Annotated in this window: 19 protein-coding genes; 9 read left to right on the forward strand and 10 right to left on the reverse strand. The window is 54.2% G+C overall.

Annotation, left to right across the window (positions count from 1 at the left end):
• Window positions 1-71 precede the first annotated feature (71 nt).
• A complete protein-coding gene (locus AC5JPW_RS00960) occupies window positions 72-1,403 on the reverse strand; it encodes an O-antigen ligase family protein (protein ID WP_494237766.1) in 1,332 nt (443 codons plus the stop codon).
• A 279-nt stretch (window positions 1,404-1,682) separates the two neighbouring features.
• Between AC5JPW_RS00960 and AC5JPW_RS00965 the strand changes: the two genes are divergently transcribed.
• Window positions 1,683-2,786, forward strand: a complete 1,104-nt coding sequence (locus AC5JPW_RS00965) for a glycosyltransferase family 4 protein (protein ID WP_494237767.1) — start codon at window positions 1,683-1,685, stop codon at window positions 2,784-2,786.
• Here the strand turns inward: AC5JPW_RS00965 and AC5JPW_RS00970 are convergent.
• The 5 genes from AC5JPW_RS00970 to rfaD are packed head-to-tail and all read right to left on the reverse strand — an operon-like array spanning window position 2,765 to window position 7,935.
• Complete coding sequence (locus tag AC5JPW_RS00970; protein ID WP_494237768.1) at window positions 2,765-3,874, reverse strand: glycosyltransferase family 4 protein; 1,110 nt, start codon at window positions 3,872-3,874, stop codon at window positions 2,765-2,767. The two genes, AC5JPW_RS00965 and AC5JPW_RS00970, sit on opposite strands and share 22 nt — an antisense overlap.
• A complete protein-coding gene (rfaQ, locus tag AC5JPW_RS00975; RefSeq protein ID WP_494237769.1) occupies window positions 3,871-4,974 on the reverse strand; it encodes a putative lipopolysaccharide heptosyltransferase III in 1,104 nt (367 codons plus the stop codon). The genes AC5JPW_RS00970 and rfaQ overlap by 4 nt, the downstream gene beginning before the upstream one ends.
• Window positions 4,967-5,950: a lipopolysaccharide heptosyltransferase RfaC gene (gene rfaC, locus AC5JPW_RS00980; protein ID WP_494237770.1), complete on the reverse strand. Its 984-nt coding sequence runs from the start codon at window positions 5,948-5,950 to the stop codon at window positions 4,967-4,969. Before rfaC ends, rfaQ begins: the two co-directional genes overlap by 8 nt.
• A 3-nt stretch (window positions 5,951-5,953) precedes the next feature.
• Complete coding sequence (rfaF, locus tag AC5JPW_RS00985; RefSeq protein ID WP_494237771.1) at window positions 5,954-7,000, reverse strand: ADP-heptose--LPS heptosyltransferase RfaF; 1,047 nt, start codon at window positions 6,998-7,000, stop codon at window positions 5,954-5,956.
• Window positions 7,001-7,002: 2 nt separating this feature from the next.
• A complete protein-coding gene (gene rfaD, locus AC5JPW_RS00990) occupies window positions 7,003-7,935 on the reverse strand; it encodes an ADP-glyceromanno-heptose 6-epimerase (RefSeq protein ID WP_494237772.1) in 933 nt (310 codons plus the stop codon).
• Between the two features lie 216 nt (window positions 7,936-8,151).
• Between rfaD and kbl the strand changes: the two genes are divergently transcribed.
• From kbl to AC5JPW_RS01005, 3 genes are all read left to right on the forward strand, one after another.
• Complete coding sequence (gene kbl, locus AC5JPW_RS00995; RefSeq protein WP_494237773.1) at window positions 8,152-9,348, forward strand: glycine C-acetyltransferase; 1,197 nt, start codon at window positions 8,152-8,154, stop codon at window positions 9,346-9,348.
• 9 nt (window positions 9,349-9,357) lie between these two features.
• Window positions 9,358-10,383, forward strand: a complete 1,026-nt coding sequence (gene tdh, locus AC5JPW_RS01000) for an L-threonine 3-dehydrogenase (RefSeq protein WP_494237774.1) — start codon at window positions 9,358-9,360, stop codon at window positions 10,381-10,383.
• 147 nt (window positions 10,384-10,530) lie between these two features.
• The gene (locus AC5JPW_RS01005; protein WP_494237776.1) at window positions 10,531-11,328 is read left to right on the forward strand and encodes a glycosyltransferase family 2 protein; all 798 of its coding nucleotides are present in this window, start codon (window positions 10,531-10,533) and stop codon (window positions 11,326-11,328) included.
• Here AC5JPW_RS01005 and AC5JPW_RS01010 read toward each other — a convergent pair.
• The 3 genes from AC5JPW_RS01010 to gpmM are packed head-to-tail and all read right to left on the reverse strand — an operon-like array spanning window position 11,325 to window position 15,089.
• The gene (locus tag AC5JPW_RS01010; protein WP_494237777.1) at window positions 11,325-12,263 is read right to left on the reverse strand and encodes a divergent polysaccharide deacetylase family protein; all 939 of its coding nucleotides are present in this window, start codon (window positions 12,261-12,263) and stop codon (window positions 11,325-11,327) included. The two genes, AC5JPW_RS01005 and AC5JPW_RS01010, sit on opposite strands and share 4 nt — an antisense overlap.
• 3 nt (window positions 12,264-12,266) lie before the next feature.
• On the reverse strand, window positions 12,267-13,532 hold the full coding sequence (gene envC, locus AC5JPW_RS01015) for a murein hydrolase activator EnvC (RefSeq protein ID WP_494237779.1): 1,266 nt from the start codon (window positions 13,530-13,532) through the stop codon (window positions 12,267-12,269).
• A gap of 9 nt (window positions 13,533-13,541) precedes the next feature.
• Entirely contained in the window at window positions 13,542-15,089 is a 1,548-nt protein-coding gene (gene gpmM, locus AC5JPW_RS01020) for a 2,3-bisphosphoglycerate-independent phosphoglycerate mutase (protein WP_494237780.1), read from the reverse strand.
• Window positions 15,090-15,335: 246 nt separating this feature from the next.
• Between gpmM and AC5JPW_RS01025 the strand changes: the two genes are divergently transcribed.
• From AC5JPW_RS01025 to cysE, 5 genes are all read left to right on the forward strand, one after another.
• Entirely contained in the window at window positions 15,336-15,767 is a 432-nt protein-coding gene (locus tag AC5JPW_RS01025; RefSeq protein WP_494237781.1) for a rhodanese-like domain-containing protein, read from the forward strand.
• Between the two features lie 17 nt (window positions 15,768-15,784).
• The gene (gene grxC / locus AC5JPW_RS01030; RefSeq protein ID WP_494237782.1) at window positions 15,785-16,036 is read left to right on the forward strand and encodes a glutaredoxin 3; all 252 of its coding nucleotides are present in this window, start codon (window positions 15,785-15,787) and stop codon (window positions 16,034-16,036) included.
• Between the two features lie 96 nt (window positions 16,037-16,132).
• Window positions 16,133-16,600, forward strand: a complete 468-nt coding sequence (gene secB / locus AC5JPW_RS01035; protein WP_494237783.1) for a protein-export chaperone SecB — start codon at window positions 16,133-16,135, stop codon at window positions 16,598-16,600.
• Window positions 16,600-17,619 (forward strand): NAD(P)H-dependent glycerol-3-phosphate dehydrogenase, encoded by a 1,020-nt coding sequence (gpsA, locus tag AC5JPW_RS01040; RefSeq protein WP_494237784.1) that lies wholly within the window; start codon window positions 16,600-16,602, stop codon window positions 17,617-17,619. Before secB ends, gpsA begins: the two co-directional genes overlap by 1 nt.
• Window positions 17,620-17,694: 75 nt before the next feature.
• A complete protein-coding gene (cysE, locus tag AC5JPW_RS01045; RefSeq protein WP_494237786.1) occupies window positions 17,695-18,516 on the forward strand; it encodes a serine O-acetyltransferase in 822 nt (273 codons plus the stop codon).
• Here cysE and trmL read toward each other — a convergent pair.
• Window positions 18,513-18,986 carry a tRNA (uridine(34)/cytosine(34)/5-carboxymethylaminomethyluridine(34)-2'-O)-methyltransferase TrmL gene (trmL, locus tag AC5JPW_RS01050; protein WP_494237788.1) on the reverse strand — a complete coding sequence of 158 codons (474 nt, stop codon included), beginning with the start codon at window positions 18,984-18,986 and terminating at the stop codon, window positions 18,513-18,515. The two genes, cysE and trmL, sit on opposite strands and share 4 nt — an antisense overlap.
• Window positions 18,987-19,010 lie beyond the last annotated feature (24 nt).

Below are 19,010 nucleotides of genomic sequence, written 5' to 3' on the forward strand. Positions count from 1 at the left end.
ACCGCGCGAAACGTAAAGGGTTCTGAAAAGGTAAAATGCGCCAACGTAAATGAACGCTGGCGCACCGAAAATCAAGAAGGGGTATTATTACTCTTCGTCGTACGTAATGAACACATTCCGATGAGCAACCCTGTTAACATCATATATTGCTCCAGATAGTGGTCTTTTAAATTGTGGTCGACCATGGTTCTGGAGAAAAATCCGACGGTAAACAGTAATAAGAACATGCCTACCATACTATTGCCGCGGCGGAATTCACGCCAGCCAATATGCCAGCAACCTGCTAGCAGAATCAGCCAGCCAGCAATGCCTGCAATACCGTTCTGAATCCCAAATTCAATCAGGCCATAGTGGCTATGCGGGATAGTAATATGCGCATCCGGCATCTCGTGGCTTAGCACATAGTTGAATGCTTCTTTGCGTGGTCCCATTCCGGCAGGGTGTTCCCAGACCAGTTTCCAGCCCTGATGGAAGAAGCTGGCGCGGCAGGCATTAGAGTGATTGACCGGGGCACCTTCGTCATTCAACGGATCCGAGCCATCAACTCTGTCGTAACAGAAACTATTAAAAGGCGCGTTCCATCCCGCAATTGCATCACTTTTCAGACTTTGCCAGCGCGGGTCTGTCTTCCAGGAGGTGTAGCCCAGAAGCGCAGAGGCAGCAATAATGCCGACCAGAATGAGGCCTGTTTTTGCAAGGCGGCTACGGCGCGTCGAGTGCAAACTCAACAAAATAAATGTGGAGAACAGGCTTCCCACCAGGCCAATGGTTCCCCAGCGGGTGTCCACCAGTGCGGTACAGAGCAGGTTGCTGATAAGGATTAATGCCAGGACAGGGGTATTCAGGCGCAGGAAACGTTGGTGAAGCAGACCGCGTGCCAGCAACTCCGCGAGAATAAAGCCGGTGATCATATTCACCTGGAAGCTCATGCGGGTGCGGTTGTAGACGATACGGGTTTCACCCCAATGAATCACGCCATCACGCCAGTAGAGCCAAAGGGTATCAAGCAGATGAACACAAATAACCCCCCAGAAGAAGAGAATTACCAGGGTGAAAAACTTCGCCGCTGAGAAGTTCGGGAAATGCGCCTGGATAGCAGGAAGGATCACCAGTCCCGCACAAAACAGCAGTACGGGGCGTACCCATTGACCGTCCCAGGTTGAAATCATCTCTTTAATATCTGGCGCGACAAAAAAGCCATTAATTAACAGGAAGAAAGTGAGTACCCAAACCGTAATAAGGACAAACTTAATTTTATTTAAGTCCAGACTACTTTTGGCCAGAGGGGACGTAAAAAAAAGCCCCAATGAAACCACAATAATAGGGTAGATGAACCCATTACGGTGGAACGGAAGTTGATCGTTTGGAATGGGCCAGGCGAAGCATAAAGCCAGTACACCCATGACTAAAAGGCTCGTCAGAAAACTACGAATACTTATCATATTTTTTGGACAGTTTAAGGAAATGGGAATCTTCACCAGCGAGTTAGCAAAGCTTACATAAATTCCACTTTTTTTAGTGGGAATTAAAGACAGTGAAAACTACCATAGAAGCGTAAGTGACAGAAGGCTAATGTTTGTAAGCAAGATTAATCTGCTGCCTGGGGTGCCTGTAAGTACTGATGTGAGCGCCACAAAGTATATACTACGCGAATCAGGTCGTTAGCCCAAAACAGGAATTATATGCATATCGTTCACACCGAAGCCGATGGCGGCAAAGGCGGGCAGCCATTACGCATTATCAATGAGTCTATCGGGCTCATTCAACGTGGACATCAGGTCACCCTTCTTTGTCCGGAAACTGCACCACTACACGCCATGGCGCGTGAAGCCGGGCTGACTGTTGTGACGATGCCACTCAAACGTAAGAATCTCAAAAATCTGCAGGCGTTACGTCGCTGGATTAGCGCAAACCGTGGCGCGATTGACGTCATAAATAGTCACAATTCTGCCGACACCTGGCTGGTGGCGCTCGCCAATCTTACCCTCAGTAATCCTGTTCCACTGGTGCGGACGAGACATGCTTCTGGTGTGCCGCGCAATAACTGGACCACGCGGTGGCTGTTTCGCAAAGCCTGTGCGCACATTGTGACCACCGGAGAAGCGTTGCGCCAGCAGATGGCAGATATCGGCGTACCCATGGCGCAAAGTACTTCCGTGCCAAGCGGCGTGGATACCGGGCGTTTTCACCCTGCGGATAAACAGGCTGCCAGAGCACATTGCGGTCTCGCGCAGGACGATTTTTTACTCGGCGTCGTCTCGCACCTGCGGCCCAATAAAGGCCACAGCGTGCTGTTACGGGCGTTGGCTAAGATTGAGCACCCTGAAGTGAAGCTGGTCATCGTGGGTGAAGGAACGTACAAAGCGACGCTGGAGCAGCAAATTGTTGAATTGGGGTTGCAGGACCGCGTCATCATGACGGGGCACCGTAGCGACCCGGAACGTTTTTTCCCGGCATTCGATATTGCCCTGAGTCCTTCCCATGACATGGAAGGCCTGCCGCAGGGGGTCTTGCAATCACTGGCCTCACGTGTCGCCACCATCGCGACGGATGCAGGGGGAACCGGGGATGCGGTAATTAACCGCAAAACCGGTCTGCTGATTGCCCAGCGTGATGAGGCGGCGCTGCATGACGCCATCATTAAGCTCTACCAAGACCCGGCATTACGCGAAACGCTGGCGCAACAGGGATATGACTATCTGTGCGCCCACTTTACGCGTGAGTGCATGCTCGATGCGATGGAGAAGGTTTTTACCGACGCCGCTCAGCGCAGCAAATCGCGATAAAGCGTTTGTAGCTCTACGGCCATTCGGTCGAGGGTATAAGGTTCGGCAGTCGCGCGGGCGGCTGTCGAATACGCCACCCCGTTTTTTCTGCCTTCCAGCCAGGCGCCGATCGCCTGCTGATAGCCTTTACTGTCGAGGGCATCGCGCACCCAGCCATTCACCCCTTCTTCAATCCACTCTGCTGCGCCGCAACCGTGGCTGGTGAGCAGCGGCAGCCCGCAGGCCAGCGCTTCGACGCAGACATTAGGGAAGGGATCGTAGAGGGTAGGAAGAATCAACGCGTCCGCAGAACCGTAAACCTCACGTACATCTGTCACTGGCCCAAGAAAACGCACGCGGGATGCCACGCCAAGTGTTTGTGCCAGCTTTTCGAACTTACGTGCGTGTTTGTCGCGCCCGGCAATCAGCAGCCAGACATCGCGATGTGGGGCAATGGCCTTCAGCGCCGTCGCCACCCCTTTGCGGCTAAAACCCGAACCAACATATGCCAGCACTGGTGCATCCTGCGGGATACCCAGCGCATCACGCTGTGAGCGGTTTTTCACCATCGGGTGGAAGTGGGTGGTGTCCACACCGTTGTAGATAACGGTGAGTTTGTCATCCGGCAGGGCAAAGCGGCGTGCGATGTCATCGCGGACCATCTTCGAGTTACAGATAACGTTGCGCAGCGCCGGATGGGTGAACATCTGGCTTTCGGCCTGCAGAATATAACGGTGATACTTGCTGAATGACTGCGCCCAGCGCGCCAGCGGCGACTGAATGCGACCATATTGCTCAAGCCAGGTGGCATGCACACCGTCCCCGGCACGAAAAACGGTCGCACCGGGAATACGTTCGTGGCTCTGCACAATATCAAACTGATCGAATTGCGCGGCAGCCGCGGTGGCAAAGCCGGCCTCACGGCTCAGGCGGTTACGAAACGGCGGGTTCACCGTTAATGTCTGCCAGCCTGCGGCATCTTCCCACTGACGGGCGATTAACGTCACGTCCAGAGAGCTATCCTGCGCCAGCACGTTCAGGGCGCGGGAGACAAACCGCTCAGCACCACCATTCGGGTTGTAAGTCTGTCGGACAATCGCCAGCTTCATGCAGGATATTCCAGCAGTAATGTGTCAATGGCGCTCAGCACCTGTTGCGGGGTGATGGCGGTGATACAGTCGGAAACACCGCTGTCGCCGCAGCCCGCTTTACCGCAGGGCTGACAGGTAAATCCAGCCGTGATGACGCGGTAGTTAACTCCCCACGGTGCCCATTTGATGGCTCCCGTTGGACCAAAGATCGCCACAGTCGGCGTACCAACGGCGCTGGCGAGGTGCATTGGCATGGAGTCGACGCCAAAGTAGACCCTGGCGTGCTTCATCAGCGCACCCAGCTCTTTCAGATTCAGTTGACCGCTTAAATCGAAGACCGGCTGCGTCAGCGCCGCGCGCAGCGCATCCATATACTCGGTTTCGTCTTTCGACGGTGCAGCGGAGAGGATGATGGGCAAACCGCGTGCAGCGAGATTATCAATGGTCGCGGCAAGCTGGTCGATTTGCCAGGCTTTAAACATCCAGCGCGAAGTTGGGTGCACCAAAATGTACGATTTACTGGCAAGGCCAAAGCCCGCCAGCTTTTCCGCAATGATAGCTTCCGCCGCTTCACCGGGGACGAAAAGGGTGTTTTTATCTTCAGCAGACTGCGGATGAATACCAATGCGGCGCAGTGCATCAAGGTTCACTTCCACCATATGGCGGGTGTTGTCCTGAATAGCCGGGTAGAGCGTGGTGAAAGATTTCACCCAGCGACGACGCGCCAGTCCACCGCGTTTATCCGGCTTAAAGCCCACCGACACACGCGGTTTCAGGCGACGCGCCAGGCGCGCACCGTGCCAGTGCTCGGTCAGATTGACCAGCACATCGTATTCCCGTGCTTTCAGTTTTTTCAGCAGCGCACGGTAGAGACGAAGCTGTTCAAACCAGCCTTTTTTGCGCCAGTTACGACCAATAGTATGCACCTGGGAGATGTACGGATGGCTGGTCAACATCGCCTGAGTATCATCATAGACCAGCGCGTCGACTTCGACGTCGGGCCAGTTTTTTTTCAGCACGGTAAAGACCGGCGAGGTGAGCAGGACATCCCCGTGGTGGCGTAGCTTAATGATCAGCACACGCTTAGGCGGGCGTTCCGGCGTAAAAAAATCAGACATAGTCACTCTCTGCTTTCAGCAAAGGCTGTAATTGCGCAAAAACCGCAGTCGCGTCAAGGTCGCTTAACTGCGATGAATGTTCCGGGCGGCAGATATATTGGTTTTTTCCGTAGCCGCCAATCAGCCCAGGGTCCGTTGGGCCGTAAAGCGTAATGTTAGGGCGATCAAGTGCAGCGGTCAGATGGCTAAGCCCGGTATCGACAGAAACCACGCAACGGGCACCGGCGAGCACCTGAGCCACGCGCTCCAGACTCATGCGCGGCAGCACTTCAACAAAATCATAGCCTTCCGCCAGTCGTTTCGCTCTGGCTTCTTCATGCGGTGCGCCCCACGGTAGTTTGATTTGCAGACCGCTGTTTCCCAGCAGGCCAAGCAGGTCACGCCAGTGGTTTTCCGGCCAGTGCTTATCGTCGCGGGTTGTGGCATGCAAAAAGACGGCGTAAGGGGTGGCATGGCTGCGGCTGCCCGGGAAATGGCGCGCAATGGCATAATCACCCTGGGTTTGCGGCTTTTCATAACCAAGGCTTTTGGCAAACAGCTCGCGGGTACGCTCCACCGCATGTTGCTGTTTTGCAATGTGATGGCGGCGATTATAGAACAGGCTTGCCAGCGGCTCGCGCGCGCTCTGCCAGTCCATACCGTGTTTTATGCCGTGTGCGAGACGGGTGACCAGCGCAGCACTCTTCACCAGCCCCTGGGCGTCGATGATGGCATCGTACTGCTCTGTCCGGACAGCGCGACGAAATGCCAGCCGTTCTGCCTTTACGGGTGCCGAGAACCAGGCTTTACGCCAGCGGCGGATAGCCACCGGGATCACCCGGTCAACGTTTTCATGCCAGGAAGGGATCTGGGCAAAGCCCTCTTCGACGACCCAGTCAAAACGGATGCCCGGAATGGCACGTGCAGCGTCGGTCAACGCCGGAAGCGTATGCAGCACATCACCCATTGACGAGGTTTTAACGATCAGCACCCGCATGCGTTACCCTTCTTCTTTCAACAGCAGGTCGTTCAGTTCGTTCAGTACCTGCTCCGGCGTAATGTCGATCAGACTTTGATGATAGCCCTCGGCAGCGTCGCCTTTACGCACTTTGTGATAGCCGGTAATCAGGCGAATCACCCGTGCTTTGTGCGACAGCGGCGGGGTAAAGTCCGGGCTGCTCGGGCCATAGAGTGCGACCAACGGGCGATTAAGCGCGGCGGCAACGTGCATCAGACCAGAGTCATTGCTAACGACCGCTTTGCAGGAGGCGATAAGAATGACCGCTTGTTCCAGTTGAGTTTCCCCCGCCAGATTACGGCACCACGCTTGTTGTTCAACACTCAGCGAAGCAAGGATTTGATTGCCCGCCTCGTGATCTTTTGCTGAGCCGAACAGCACCACCTGGAAGCCTTCATCAATCAGCTGTTTTGCCAGTTCTGCATAATGGTAGTGCGGCCAGCGCTTGGCCGGGCCAAACTCAGCACCTGGGCAAAAGCCGATGATCTGGCGTTCAGACGAGAGAGAGAATGCGGCGCAGGTCTGGGATTTTTCACTCTCGTTCACCTGCAATTGCGGCCAAAGTAGCGGCTGCGGCAAATCTTTCGCGCTGTTCATCGCGCCTTTGTCGTAAGCCAGCGCCACATAGCGCTCAACCATCAACGGCCAGGCCTGTTTGTCCAGTACGCGGAGGTCATTGAGCAAGCCGTAGCGCATTTCACCACGCCAGCCGGTGCGATGGGGCACGTTGGCAAAAAAGGGCACCAGCGCGGACTTAAACGAGTTAGGCAGAACGTACGAGCGATCGTAACGTTTTTCACGCAAGCTGTGACCCAGCTTGCGGCGTTCGCCAATTTCCAGCGCCCCGTGGCCGAGTGGCATGGGGATCGCTTCATTCACTTCCGGCATGCGCGACAACAGCGGACGGCACCATGCAGGTGCCATCACGTCTATTGAAGCATGGGGAAAGCGCGCCTTGAGCGTGCGATAGAGACTTTGCGACATCATCATGTCGCCCACCCATGACGGGCCAACCACGAGAATCTTCATACTTACGCGTCGCGGTTCAGCCAGGCCATGTATTCGGTCACGCCTTCAGCAACAGTTTTGAACGGCTTATCGTAGCCCGCTGCGCGCAGATTGGTTAAATCAGCCTGAGTGAACGCCTGGTAGCGGCCTTTCAGTTTGTCCGGGAACGGGATGTATTCGAGGCTGCCTTTTTTGTGGAATGCCAGCGCAGCGTCTGCCACTGCCTGGAAAGATTCCGCACGGCCGGTGCCGAGGTTGAAAATGCCGGATACGCCGTTTTCCCAGAACCACAGGTTCACGGCTGCCACGTCACCCACATAGACGAAGTCACGTTTGAAGCTATCACTGCCTTCGAACAGTTTCGGACTTTCGCCATTATTCAACTGGGTGTTCAGGTGGAAAGCCACGCTCGCCATGCTGCCTTTATGGCCTTCACGCGGGCCATAGACGTTGAAGTAACGGAAGCCGACAATCGGGGAGTTCGCTTCTGGCAGCACCTGGCGGACATATTCATCAAACAGGAACTTAGAGTAGCCGTACACGTTCAGCGGCTGCTCATATTCGCGTGACTCGATAAAGTTGCTGGTGCGGCCGCCGTAGGTGGCAGCGGAAGAGGCGTACAGGAACGGAATTTCACGCTCCAGGCAGAAATGCAGCAGCTCTTTGGAGTACTGATAGTTGTTATCCATCATGTACTTGCCATCCCACTCGGTAGTGGAAGAGCATGCGCCTTCATGGAAGACGGCTTCGATATCGCCGAAATCTTCGCCCGCCATAATCTGGATAAGGAAGTCTTCTTTATCCATATAGTCAGCGATATTCAGGTCCACCAGATTCACAAATTTGGTGCCGTCTTTCAGGTTGTCCACCACCAGGATGTCGGTGATGCCTTTATCATTCAGGGCCTTAACGATGTTGCTGCCGATAAAGCCTGCGCCGCCGGTAACGATGATCATAACTGTAACCTTTGAATTGTGGAGCTCTGAGACTATCTCAGGCACTAATGTCTCTAATCATACCATTTCATTGCACACCCTACAGCCATTCACCGTCAGGCCATCCTGTTACACGTGATTTATGCTACAAAATGTTCATCAAATGATGCGTCATCTCGTATCAACGTATAGCTTTGGGTAATATGTTCCGAAATTTGCCCTGTCTGGAGAATTGCGATGCGTGGGGATTTTTACAAGCAGTTAACGAGCGACCTGGAGACCGCACGTGCGGAAGGGTTGTTTAAAGAAGAACGCATTATCACCTCAGCCCAACAGGCTGATATTACCGTGGCGAAGGGTGGCCATGTCATTAACTTCTGTGCCAACAACTACCTTGGCCTGGCGAATCACCCGGAACTGATTGCGGCTGCAAAAGCCGGGATGGACAGCCACGGATTCGGTATGGCCTCCGTACGCTTCATCTGCGGCACTCAGGACACCCACAAGGTGCTGGAGAAAAAGCTCGCTGATTTCCTCGGCATGGAAGATGCGATTCTGTACTCCTCCTGCTTTGATGCCAACGGCGGGCTGTTTGAAACCCTGCTCGGCGCAGAAGACGCCATCATCTCCGACGCCCTCAATCACGCTTCCATTATCGACGGTGTGCGTCTGTGTAAAGCGAAGCGCTTCCGCTATGCCAACAATGACATGCAGGAGCTGGAAGCCCGCCTGAAAGAAGCCCGTGAAGCGGGTGCGCGCCACGTGTTAATCGCCACCGACGGCGTCTTCTCAATGGACGGGGTGATTGCCAACCTGAAAGGGGTTTGCGACCTCGCTGACAAGTACGACGCGCTGGTGATGGTCGATGACTCTCACGCCGTGGGTTTTGTTGGCGAAAACGGTCGCGGTTCCCATGAGTACTGCGAAGTGATGGGCCGTGTCGACATCATCACCGGTACGCTCGGCAAAGCGCTTGGCGGCGCATCGGGTGGTTATACCGCTGCGCGTAAAGAGGTTGTTGAATGGCTGCGTCAGCGTTCTCGTCCATACCTGTTCTCCAACTCCCTGGCTCCGGCCATCGTGAGCGCATCTATTAAGGTGCTGGAGATGGTGGAATCAGGCGCAGAACTGCGTGACCGCCTGTGGGCTAACGCGCGATTGTTCCGTGAAAAAATGAGTGCAGCGGGCTTCACCCTCGCGGGTGCCGATCACGCCATTATTCCTGTGATGTTGGGTGATGCGGTTGTGGCGCAGAACTTTGCCCGTGAGCTGCAAAAAGAGGGCATTTACGTGACCGGCTTCTTCTTCCCGGTCGTGCCGAAAGGCCAGGCGCGTATTCGTACCCAAATGTCGGCGGCCCATACGCCAGAGCAAATTGAACGTGCGGTGGCTGCGTTTATCCGCATCGGTAAACAACTGGGCGTGATTGCCTGAGGACGTAAGATGAAAGCGCTATCCAAACTGAAAGCGGAAGAAGGCATCTGGATGAACGACGTTCCGGCACCGGAAGTCGGGCATAACGACCTGCTAATTAAAATCCGCAAAACCGCTATCTGCGGCACCGATGTGCATATTTATAATTGGGACGAATGGTCACAAAAGACCATTCCGGTTCCGATGGTGGTGGGGCACGAGTACGTTGGCGAAGTGGTCGGTATTGGTCAGGAAGTCAGAGGGTTCAAACTCGGCGACCGCGTGTCTGGTGAAGGTCATATCACCTGCGGCCACTGTCGTAACTGTCGTGCAGGCCGTACACACCTGTGCCGTAACACCGTGGGTGTAGGTGTTAACCGCCCGGGCTGCTTCGCTGAATATCTGGTGATTCCGGCCTTCAACGCCTTCAAAATCCCGGACAATATTTCCGATGATTTAGCCTCTATCTTCGACCCGTTCGGCAACGCAGTACACACGGCGCTCTCCTTCGACCTGGTGGGTGAAGATGTGCTGGTGTCTGGCGCAGGCCCGATTGGCATCATGGCGGCAGCGGTGGCGAAACATGTCGGTGCACGCCATGTGGTTATCACTGACGTGAATGAATACCGTCTGGATCTGGCCCGTAAGATGGGCGTGACACGTGCGGTGAACGTGGCAAAAGAGAACCTGACCGATGTGATGGCAGAACTGGGCATGACCGAAGGTTTTGATGTAGGCCTGGAGATGTCCGGTGCGCCACCCGCATTCCGTACCATGCTCGACACCATGAACCACGGCGGCCGTATTGCATTGCTGGGTATTCCACCGTCTGAAATGGCCATCGACTGGAATAAAGTGATCTTCAAGGGTCTCTTTATTAAAGGGATTTACGGTCGCGAAATGTTTGAGACCTGGTACAAGATGGCAGCGCTTATTCAGTCAGGGTTGGATCTGTCACCTATTATCACCCACCGTTTCGGTATTGATGATTTCCAGAAAGGCTTTGATGCCATGCGTTCTGGACAATCTGGTAAGGTTATCCTTAGCTGGAACTGAAAATAAAGACGCCTTCGGGCGTCTTTTTATTATCTCCCTCACACTTTTCACTGCGAATAGCACAATAAGCACATTTTCCGTAACGCAAACTGTCGTTAGAACATAAAGTTTGTTGACGATTGGTTTAACTTTTAATTACGGATAATTATGTTCAAACTCTCGGTGTGCCTGCTCACCTGTAATTCAGCCCGTTTGTTACGGGAAGTGCTTCCGCCACTATTAGTGGTAGCGGATGATTTTGTAGTGCTTGATTCTGGCAGTACGGATGCGACGCTGGATATTTGCCGGGAATATGGTCTGACGGTTCATCATCACCCTTATTCTATGCATGGTGCACAAATGAACCACGCCACAAGCCTTGCGGCTTATGACTGGGTGCTATGTATGGACAGTGATGAAATTCTCGATGAGCAGGCGCTTAATTTCATCCTACAATTGAAAGCAGGGAAGGAGCCTTCGCCCAATCAGGCCTGGCGTTTGCCCCGGCACTGGTATGTTTTAGGTGAAGAGATCCGCACGATATACCCTATCTCTTCACCTGATTTTCCGGTGCGTTTATATCATCGCAAGACGGCACGTTTTAACGATCGTCCGGTGGATGATAAAGTTGAAGGATTTCTGCAATCCTCAAAAATACCGGGCCATGTTCGTCACGATACTTTTTATTCATTGCATGAAGTCTTCAGTAAATTAAACAGTTACACGACCCGCCTGGTGAAATATCAACATGTCAGGCCATCTATAGGCCGTGGAATAATCAGCGCGGTGGGGGCTTTTTTTAAATGGTATTTGTTTAGCGGGGCGTGGCGTACCGGAAAAGTCGGTGTTGTGACCGGTTTATATGCCACGCTTTATAGTTTTCTTAAATATTTCAAATCCTGGTATTCACATGCTGAAGGTAAAACCAGGGTTGTTGAAGAAAAGAAAAACTCCCGCGCCGTTTAAGGGCGCGGTTTACCCCATCCTTGCCATTGCTGTGAGAAGTACTTCACCAGGGTGCTTTCGCTGACACTCTCTTTCACCACTGCAAAGAAATGGCCTGCATAAACCGGTTCCGGCGCGTGTTTAGTCATGCACAGTTTGACACCGCGGAAGGGGTTACGGGGTGTTACCGGGTTACCCGGGTGCGTCTGGTTTGGCGTGGAGGTATCGACCTGTGGTTCGTTCAGCAAGCTTCCGGCACGGACCAGGGTGATGTCGGCAGGCAGGTTATAAATCATTTGCTGGAGAACGCGCACCGTTGAGGGGTGTGGGTGACCAATCGCAATAGCCGAACCGCTGCGGCGCGCCAGTTCGACAGCCCGATTGAACTGGATACGGATATCCCCTTCATTCTGCGTGTCGTCGAGGAACACTTTGCGTTTAATGACTTTGACGCCAGTGCCGCTCGCTGCGCGCATCGCCTGGCTGTTACCGATGGTCATGCTGTCAAGAAAATAGAGATCGTAGCGTTCCAGCGCCTGCATTACTTTCTGCATGCCAAACAGGCTGGAGGTCATGGCGCTGCCCATATGGTTATTCAGACCTGTGGCATAGGGTACTTTGCTCACTGCGTCGCTGATGATGCGTTCAATTTCCGCGCTGCTCATCTCCGGGCGCAGAGTGTCCTTTTCCAGCGGCTGTTTACTTAACGGCGCCATAGGCAGGTGAATAAGCACTTCATGCCCGGCGTTATGGGCTTTGGTCGCCATTTCACGCGCGTGGGGAGCATTGGGTAATACCGCAACAGACAGGGTGGCAGGCATCGCCAGAACCTGATTCTCGGTCTGAGGACGGTAGCCAAAATCATCAATTACGATGGCGAGTTTTCCGGCAAACGCCGATGCAGAACAGGTCAGCAGGCTGACCGCGACAACAAAAATACGACGAAATTGAAGCAAAACTTATCTTCCCAACCACGGCTGTGGATTGACCGCCTGACCCTGGCGGCGAATTTCGAAATAGAGTGAAGGCCGACCCTGACCGCCACTGCTCCCGACGAGTGCTATCGGTTGACCGGCGCGAACCTGAGTGCCAACGCTGACCAGCGCACTCTGGTTATATCCGTAGAGGCTCATGTCCCCTTTTCCGTGCTCGACTACCACTACAAGGCCATAGCCCTGTAACCAGTCGGCAAGGATCACACGCCCGTCAGCCACCGCTTTGACTTCGCTGCCTTCAGACGCACCGATAACAATCCCTTTCCAACGTAGCTCACCTTGTAGCTGTTCGCCATAACGATGGAGGATTGGGCCACGCACAGGCCAGAAAGCCTGACCGGATGGCGAGCCGAGCCCGCCGGTACGTGACATCAGTGAACGTTCATTTTCGGTCGGTTTGTAGGTCGAGCCTTTGCGTGAGGCATCCTGCTGCTTATCGCGCACCGCTTGTGCTTCGCGGGCCTCACGGTCAGCACGCGCTTTGGCAGCCGCTTCTGCACGTGCCAGGCGATCGCGCAGACGGGATTCGTTCGCACGCAATTCGCCCAACTGCTGTTGGCCTGCCTGGATAGAGGATTCAAGGCCAGAGAGGGTTTTCTTACGTTCGTTACGGGCCTGCTCAAGCTTTGCCTGTTGGGCTTTTTGTTCATACAACAGGGTTTGCTGCTGGCTCTGTTTCTCTTCCAGCTCAGCCTTTTGGGAGGCAACCTCTTCACGGGTCTGTTTCAGCTGCCCGATGGTTTCCTGCCGCGACTGGTTGAGATAGCCGAAGTAGGCCTGCAGACGCTGTCCGCGCTGGCTCTCTTCGCCACTCAGAATCAGCTGAATGCCGGTATGTTCGCCCTGGCGAAAGGCGGCATCAAGCTGAGCGGCGAGGTTACGTTCCTGCGCGGCTTTCTGCTTTTCCAGCTTTGCAATGGACGCATTCATCGCGTCGATTTGTTTGTTGAGCTGGGCAAGGGAGTTTTGCGTTTCCCGCAGTTCGCGGGCGGCGGCTGAAATAGCCACTTCCTGCTGTTTGAGCTGGGCAAGCAGGGCGGAACGCTGCTGCTGTTGCTGGCGAACATCGCGCTCTTTGGCGGCAATGTCTGCCTGAATGGATTTTAACTGATCGCGGTCATCCGCGTGGGCAGGTAAGGCGCACAACAATACGCCAGCGCTCAATGCGCTGGCGTAAATCAGAGGCCGAACTGCACCCCATTTCACTAAATTAATCGCCTTTCCCCTCATGGGGAGCGATTATTCCACGATGAACAGCGGCTTACCAGTCATCTCGTGCGGGATTTCCATGCCCATCAGGGTCAGCATGGTTGGGGCGATGTCAGAAAGTTTGCCACCTTCAACGGCTTTCACAGCTTTGTCGCCGACGTAAATCAGCGGTACCGGCAGGTTGGTGTGGGCGGTGTGCGCCTGACCGGTTGCCGGGTCACGCATCTGCTCAGCGTTACCGTGGTCTGCGGTGATCAGCAGTTGGCCGCCAACGGATTCAACGGCTTTAGCAACCTGCTCAACGCAGTGATCCAGCGCTTCAACCGCTTTGATTGCTGCTTCCATCACGCCGGTATGGCCGACCATGTCGCCATTCGGGTAGTTGCAGATGATGGTGTCGTATTTGCCACCGGTGATGGCACCGACCAGTTTCTCGGTCAGCTCAGCAGAACTCATTTCCGGCTGCAGGTCGTAGGTGGCAACTTTCGGAGAGTTGATCAGAATGCGATCTTCGCCCGGGAAAGACTCTTCCACGCCGCCGTTGAAGAAGAAGGTCACGTGCGCATATTTCTCGGTTTCGGAAATACGCAGCTGCGTTTTGTCATTCTTCGCCATCCATTCACCGTAAGTATTGGTCAGGGAAGAAGGCGGGTAGGCGCAGGCCGCTTTGATGTCGGCTGCATATTCGCTCAGCATGACGAACTCGCCCAGCTTAACCACTTTCTTACGGGCAAAGCCGTCAAAGTCGGCGTTAACGAATGCACGGGTGATTTCGCGCGCGCGGTCAGCACGGAAGTTCATGAAAATCAGCGTATCACCGTCTTCCATTGCCGCGTCAGCCTGGCCTTCAGCACGAATAACGGTCGCTTTCACGAATTCGTCGTTTTCGTCACGGACATAGGCTTTTTGCAGACCTTCAACAGCGGTAGCGGTAGTGAACTCGCCTTTCGCCAGCGTCATCAGGTCATAAGCTTGTTCAACGCGATCCCAACGGTTGTCGCGGTCCATAGCAAAGTAGCGACCAATGATAGAAGCAACACGGCCTTTGCCGAGCTCAGCAAATTTGTCTTCAAAGCGTTTCAGAGAAGATTCAGCGCTGCGAGGCGGGGTATCACGGCCATCCAGGAAGGCGTGCAGGTAGATTTTTTCTGCGCCACGTTCCGCAGCCAGTTCCACCATCGCGAGAATATGATCCTCATGGCTGTGAACGCCACCGGCGGAGAGCAGGCCCATGATGTGCACGGCTTTGCCTGCAGCTACGGCTTTATCAACTGCACCGCTCAGTACCGGGTTGCTGAAGAAAGTACGTTCTTTAATTTCAACATCCAGGCGGGTCAGATCCTGATACACGATACGGCCCGCGCCCAGGTTAACGTGGCCCACTTCGGAGTTACCCATCTGGCGATCCGGCAGACCGACTTCCAGGCCAGAAGCGTCAACCAGCGTGTGCGGGCGTTTCGCCCATAATGCATCCATGACCGGGGTTTTAGCGCTGAAAATAGCGTTATCCTGCTGGTCTTCACGGTAGCCGTAGCCATCCAGAATCACCAGTACCATAGGTTTTTTAGAAACCGACATTGCGACAACCTCATGCTCAAAGACAAAAAAATTTGTGTAATTTTACTACAGCTGAATCGATAAAATAGCCGCAGAAGATCAAAGAAAACGGTAGCGCGAGGCAATGATTACGCCGTTGTGATGATTTTTTTCGGCAACAGTCCGCATAAAATGCAATCCATCACGCTCGCTGGCTGTATTTGCTACACCGCACAGGTATACTCCTTTCCTGGTTTTTAATCACTGATTCGGGAGTTGTTACCCCCCATGCAAGAAATTATGCAGTTTGTTAGTCGCCACCCCGTACTTTGTCTCGCCTGGATTGCGTTACTCGGGGCCGTACTGTTCACTTCGTTCAAAGGTTTTGCATCGAAAGTGAAAGTGATCACCCGCGGTGAAGCCACCCGTCTGATTAACAAAGAAGATGCCGTTATTGTGGACTTGCGTCAGCGTGACGATTTCCGTAAAGGTCATATCGCCGGTTCAGTGAATTTGCTGCCAAACGATATCAAGTCCAATAATGTAGGTGAGCTTGAGAAATTCAAAAGCAAGCCGGTTATCGTCGTTGACGGTACGGGCATGCAGGCTCAGGTTCCTGCGAATGAGTTAATCAAAGCAGGTTTCGAGCAGGTATTTGTGCTGAAAGAAGGCGTGGCTGGCTGGAGCGGTGAGAATCTCCCGCTGGTGCGCGGTAAGTAATATTCAGAGGAACAGTCATGGCCAATATTGAGATCTATACCAAAGCAACTTGCCCGTTCTGCCATCGCGCAAAAGCGCTGCTGGGCAGCAAAGGCGTCACGTTCGAAGAGTTACCTATCGACGGTGACGCGGTAAAACGCGAAGAGATGATTCAACGTAGTGGCCGCACGACGGTACCCCAGATTTTTATTGATGCGCAGCACATCGGTGGCTGTGATGATTTGTATGCGCTGGACGCGCGTGGTGGGCTTGATCCCCTCTTGCGTTAATGCGTATATCAAAAATACAGGTTGTGGCCGCGTGAGCTAACACGGCGGCAACCTGAAAAAAGCGTATTCAAGGACAACACTCAAGGGTTTTTAGACATGTCAGAACAAAACAACGCAGAAATGACTTTCCAGATTCAACGCATCTACACTAAAGATATCTCTTTTGAAGCACCGAATGCTCCGCACGTGTTTCAGAAAGACTGGCAGCCGGAAGTAAAACTGGACCTGGACACGGCGTCCACGCAGTTGGCTGAAGGCGTTTACGAAGTGGTACTGCGTGTTACCGTTACTGCGGTGCTGGGTGAAGAAAACGCATTCCTGTGTGAAGTACAGCAGGGCGGCATCTTCTCCATCGAAGGCATTGAAGGTAATCAAATGGCTCATTGCCTGGGTGCGTACTGCCCGAACATTCTGTTCCCGTACGCGCGCGAGTGCATCACCAGCCTGGTTTCCCGCGGTACTTTCCCGCAACTGAACCTTGCGCCGGTCAACTTTGATGCGCTGTTCATGAACTATCTGCAGCAGCAAGCTGGCGAAGGTGCCGAACAACATCAGGATGCCTGATGAACGCACGCAATGCTGAAATGACTGTTATCGGTGCCGGCTCTTACGGCACCGCTCTTGCCATCACCCTGGCGAGAAATGGCCACCCGGTTATTCTGTGGGGCCATGATCCAAAACATATCGCAACGTTGCAGCATGACCGCTGCAATGCTGCCTTCCTGCCTGATGTGCCTTTCCCCGATACGCTCGAACTGGAAAGCGATCTTGCCTCTGCCCTTGCTGCCAGCCGCAATATTCTCGTTGTGGTGCCAAGCCATGTGTTTGGCGTCGTGCTGCAACAGATCAAGCCGCTGATGCGCAGCGACGCGCGTATCGTCTGGGCTACCAAAGGGCTGGAGGCGGAAACGGGTCGTCTGTTGCAGGATGTCGCGCGTGAAGTGCTAGGTGACGACATCCCGTTGGCGGTCATTTCCGGGCCGACCTTTGCCAAAGAGCTGGCCGCAGGTTTGCCGACGGCGATTTCACTGGCGTCGACTGACCCGGTGTTTGCCGACGATCTCCAGCAGCTTCTGCACTGCGGCAAAAGTTTCCGTGTCTACAGTAACCCTGATTTTATCGGTGTTCAGCTGGGCGGCGCGGTGAAAAACGTGATTGCCATCGGTGCGGGTATGTCTGACGGCATTGGCTTTGGTGCTAACGCCCGAACGGCGCTCATTACCCGTGGGCTGACCGAAATGTCTCGCCTGGGGGCAGCATTAGGTGCCGATCCTGCCACCTTTATGGGTATGGCGGGTTTAGGGGATTTGGTGCTGACCTGTACTGACAACCAGTCACGTAACCGCCGTTTCGGCATGGCACTGGGTCAGGGCGCAGACGTTCAAACCGCTCAGGACCAGATTGGTCAGGTGGTTGAAGGCTACCGCAATACCAAAGAAGTTCGCGCACTGGCGCATCGGTTTGGGGTGGAAATGCCCATCACCGAGGAAATTTATCAGGTATTGTATTGCGGAAAAAATGCGCGCGAGGCAGCATTGACCCTATTAGGTCGTGCTCGCAAGGACGAGCGCAGCAGCCACTAGTCGCAGGGAACTACGTTACCTCACGACACGGCCAGCATAGACTGGCCGGTCGTCTTATTACGTCTGGAGTAAGCAATGCCGTGTGAAGAACTGGATCTGGTCTGGAACAATATTAAAGCCGAAGCCCGTGCGCTGGCGGACTGCGAGCCTATGCTGGCCAGTTTTTACCACGCAACCTTACTCAAGCATGAAAATCTGGGCAGTGCGCTGAGCTATATGCTGGCGAACAAGCTGTCGTCATCGATCATGCCCGCCATTGCCATTCGCGAAGTGGTGGAAGAGGCCTATGCGGCTGATCCGGAGATGATTGCCTCCGCAGCCTGCGATATTCAGGCCGTGCGCACCCGTGACCCGGCGGTGGACAAATACTCCACGCCGCTGCTCTACCTGAAAGGTTTTCATGCGCTTCAGTCCTATCGCATCGGCCACTGGCTGTGGAACGAAGGACGCCGCGCACTGGCCATTTTCCTGCAAAACCAGGTCTCGGTGACCTTCCAGGTGGATATCCACCCGGCAGCAAAAATTGGCCGTGGCATTATGCTCGACCACGCGACGGGCATTGTGGTGGGTGAAACGGCGGTGATTGAAGATGACGTGTCGATTCTGCAGTCCGTGACGCTCGGCGGTACCGGCAAAACCAGCGGCGATCGTCACCCGAAAATCCGCGAAGGCGTGATGATTGGTGCAGGCGCAAAAATTCTCGGCAATATCGAAGTGGGGCGTGGCGCGAAAATCGGTGCCGGTTCCGTGGTCTTGCAGCCCGTGCCACCGCACACCACCGCCGCAGGAGTACCGGCACGTATCGTCGGTAAGCCAGAGTCAGACAAACCCGCGATGGATATGGACCAGCATTTTAATGGGGCCAATCACGGGTTTGAATATGGTGATGGCATTTAACTTCTGAGCACTGCGCCAGGATAACCCAACTGGCGCCAGGCTTCATACACCACTACCGACACCGCATTCGACAGGTTCATGCTGCGGCTGTCCGGCATCATCGGAATACGAATTTTTTGCTCTGGCGGCAGCGCGTCCAGAATGGTCGCAGGCAAGCCGCGAGTTTCCGGGCCAAACATCAGAAAATCCCCGTCCTGATAGCTCACGGCGCTGTGCGCAGGCGTACCTTTGGTGGTGAGCGCGAACATACGCTCAGGCTTTTCAGACTCAATAAAGGCCGCATAATCGTGATGACGCTTCACGGCGGTGAATTCGTGGTAATCGAGGCCAGCACGGCGCAGGCGCTTATCATCCCAGGTAAAACCCATAGGCTCAATGATGTGCAAACTGAAGCCGGTATTCGCGCATAAGCGGATGATATTGCCGGTATTGGGTGGAATTTCTGGTTCGAATAAAACGATGTTTAGCATGCTGCCCCCTTAATAGCGGGGGCA

The organism is Phytobacter sp. (assembly GCF_059074235.1).

Excerpts from the sequence above, each read along its gene's own strand:
- tdh (WP_494237774.1), top strand. The coding sequence starts at position 9,358 with ATGAAAGCGCTATCCAAACTGAAAGCGGAAGAAGGCATCTGGATGAAC.
- AC5JPW_RS00965 (WP_494237767.1), top strand. The coding sequence starts at position 1,683 with ATGCATATCGTTCACACCGAAGCCGATGGCGGCAAAGGCGGGCAGCCA.
- trmL (WP_494237788.1), bottom strand. The coding sequence starts at position 18,986 with ATGCTAAACATCGTTTTATTCGAACCAGAAATTCCACCCAATACCGGC.
- grxC (WP_494237782.1), top strand. The coding sequence starts at position 15,785 with ATGGCCAATATTGAGATCTATACCAAAGCAACTTGCCCGTTCTGCCAT.
- AC5JPW_RS00960 (WP_494237766.1), bottom strand. The coding sequence starts at position 1,403 with ATGGGTGTACTGGCTTTATGCTTCGCCTGGCCCATTCCAAACGATCAA.
- AC5JPW_RS01025 (WP_494237781.1), top strand. The coding sequence starts at position 15,336 with ATGCAAGAAATTATGCAGTTTGTTAGTCGCCACCCCGTACTTTGTCTC.
- gpsA (WP_494237784.1), top strand. The coding sequence starts at position 16,600 with ATGAACGCACGCAATGCTGAAATGACTGTTATCGGTGCCGGCTCTTAC.
- gpmM (WP_494237780.1), bottom strand. The coding sequence starts at position 15,089 with ATGTCGGTTTCTAAAAAACCTATGGTACTGGTGATTCTGGATGGCTAC.
- secB (WP_494237783.1), top strand. The coding sequence starts at position 16,133 with ATGTCAGAACAAAACAACGCAGAAATGACTTTCCAGATTCAACGCATC.
- rfaC (WP_494237770.1), bottom strand. The coding sequence starts at position 5,950 with ATGCGGGTGCTGATCGTTAAAACCTCGTCAATGGGTGATGTGCTGCAT.
- AC5JPW_RS00970 (WP_494237768.1), bottom strand. The coding sequence starts at position 3,874 with ATGAAGCTGGCGATTGTCCGACAGACTTACAACCCGAATGGTGGTGCT.
- rfaF (WP_494237771.1), bottom strand. The coding sequence starts at position 7,000 with ATGAAGATTCTCGTGGTTGGCCCGTCATGGGTGGGCGACATGATGATG.
- AC5JPW_RS01005 (WP_494237776.1), top strand. The coding sequence starts at position 10,531 with ATGTTCAAACTCTCGGTGTGCCTGCTCACCTGTAATTCAGCCCGTTTG.
- envC (WP_494237779.1), bottom strand. The coding sequence starts at position 13,532 with ATGAGGGGAAAGGCGATTAATTTAGTGAAATGGGGTGCAGTTCGGCCT.
- rfaD (WP_494237772.1), bottom strand. The coding sequence starts at position 7,935 with ATGATCATCGTTACCGGCGGCGCAGGCTTTATCGGCAGCAACATCGTT.
- cysE (WP_494237786.1), top strand. The coding sequence starts at position 17,695 with ATGCCGTGTGAAGAACTGGATCTGGTCTGGAACAATATTAAAGCCGAA.
- kbl (WP_494237773.1), top strand. The coding sequence starts at position 8,152 with ATGCGTGGGGATTTTTACAAGCAGTTAACGAGCGACCTGGAGACCGCA.
- rfaQ (WP_494237769.1), bottom strand. The coding sequence starts at position 4,974 with ATGTCTGATTTTTTTACGCCGGAACGCCCGCCTAAGCGTGTGCTGATC.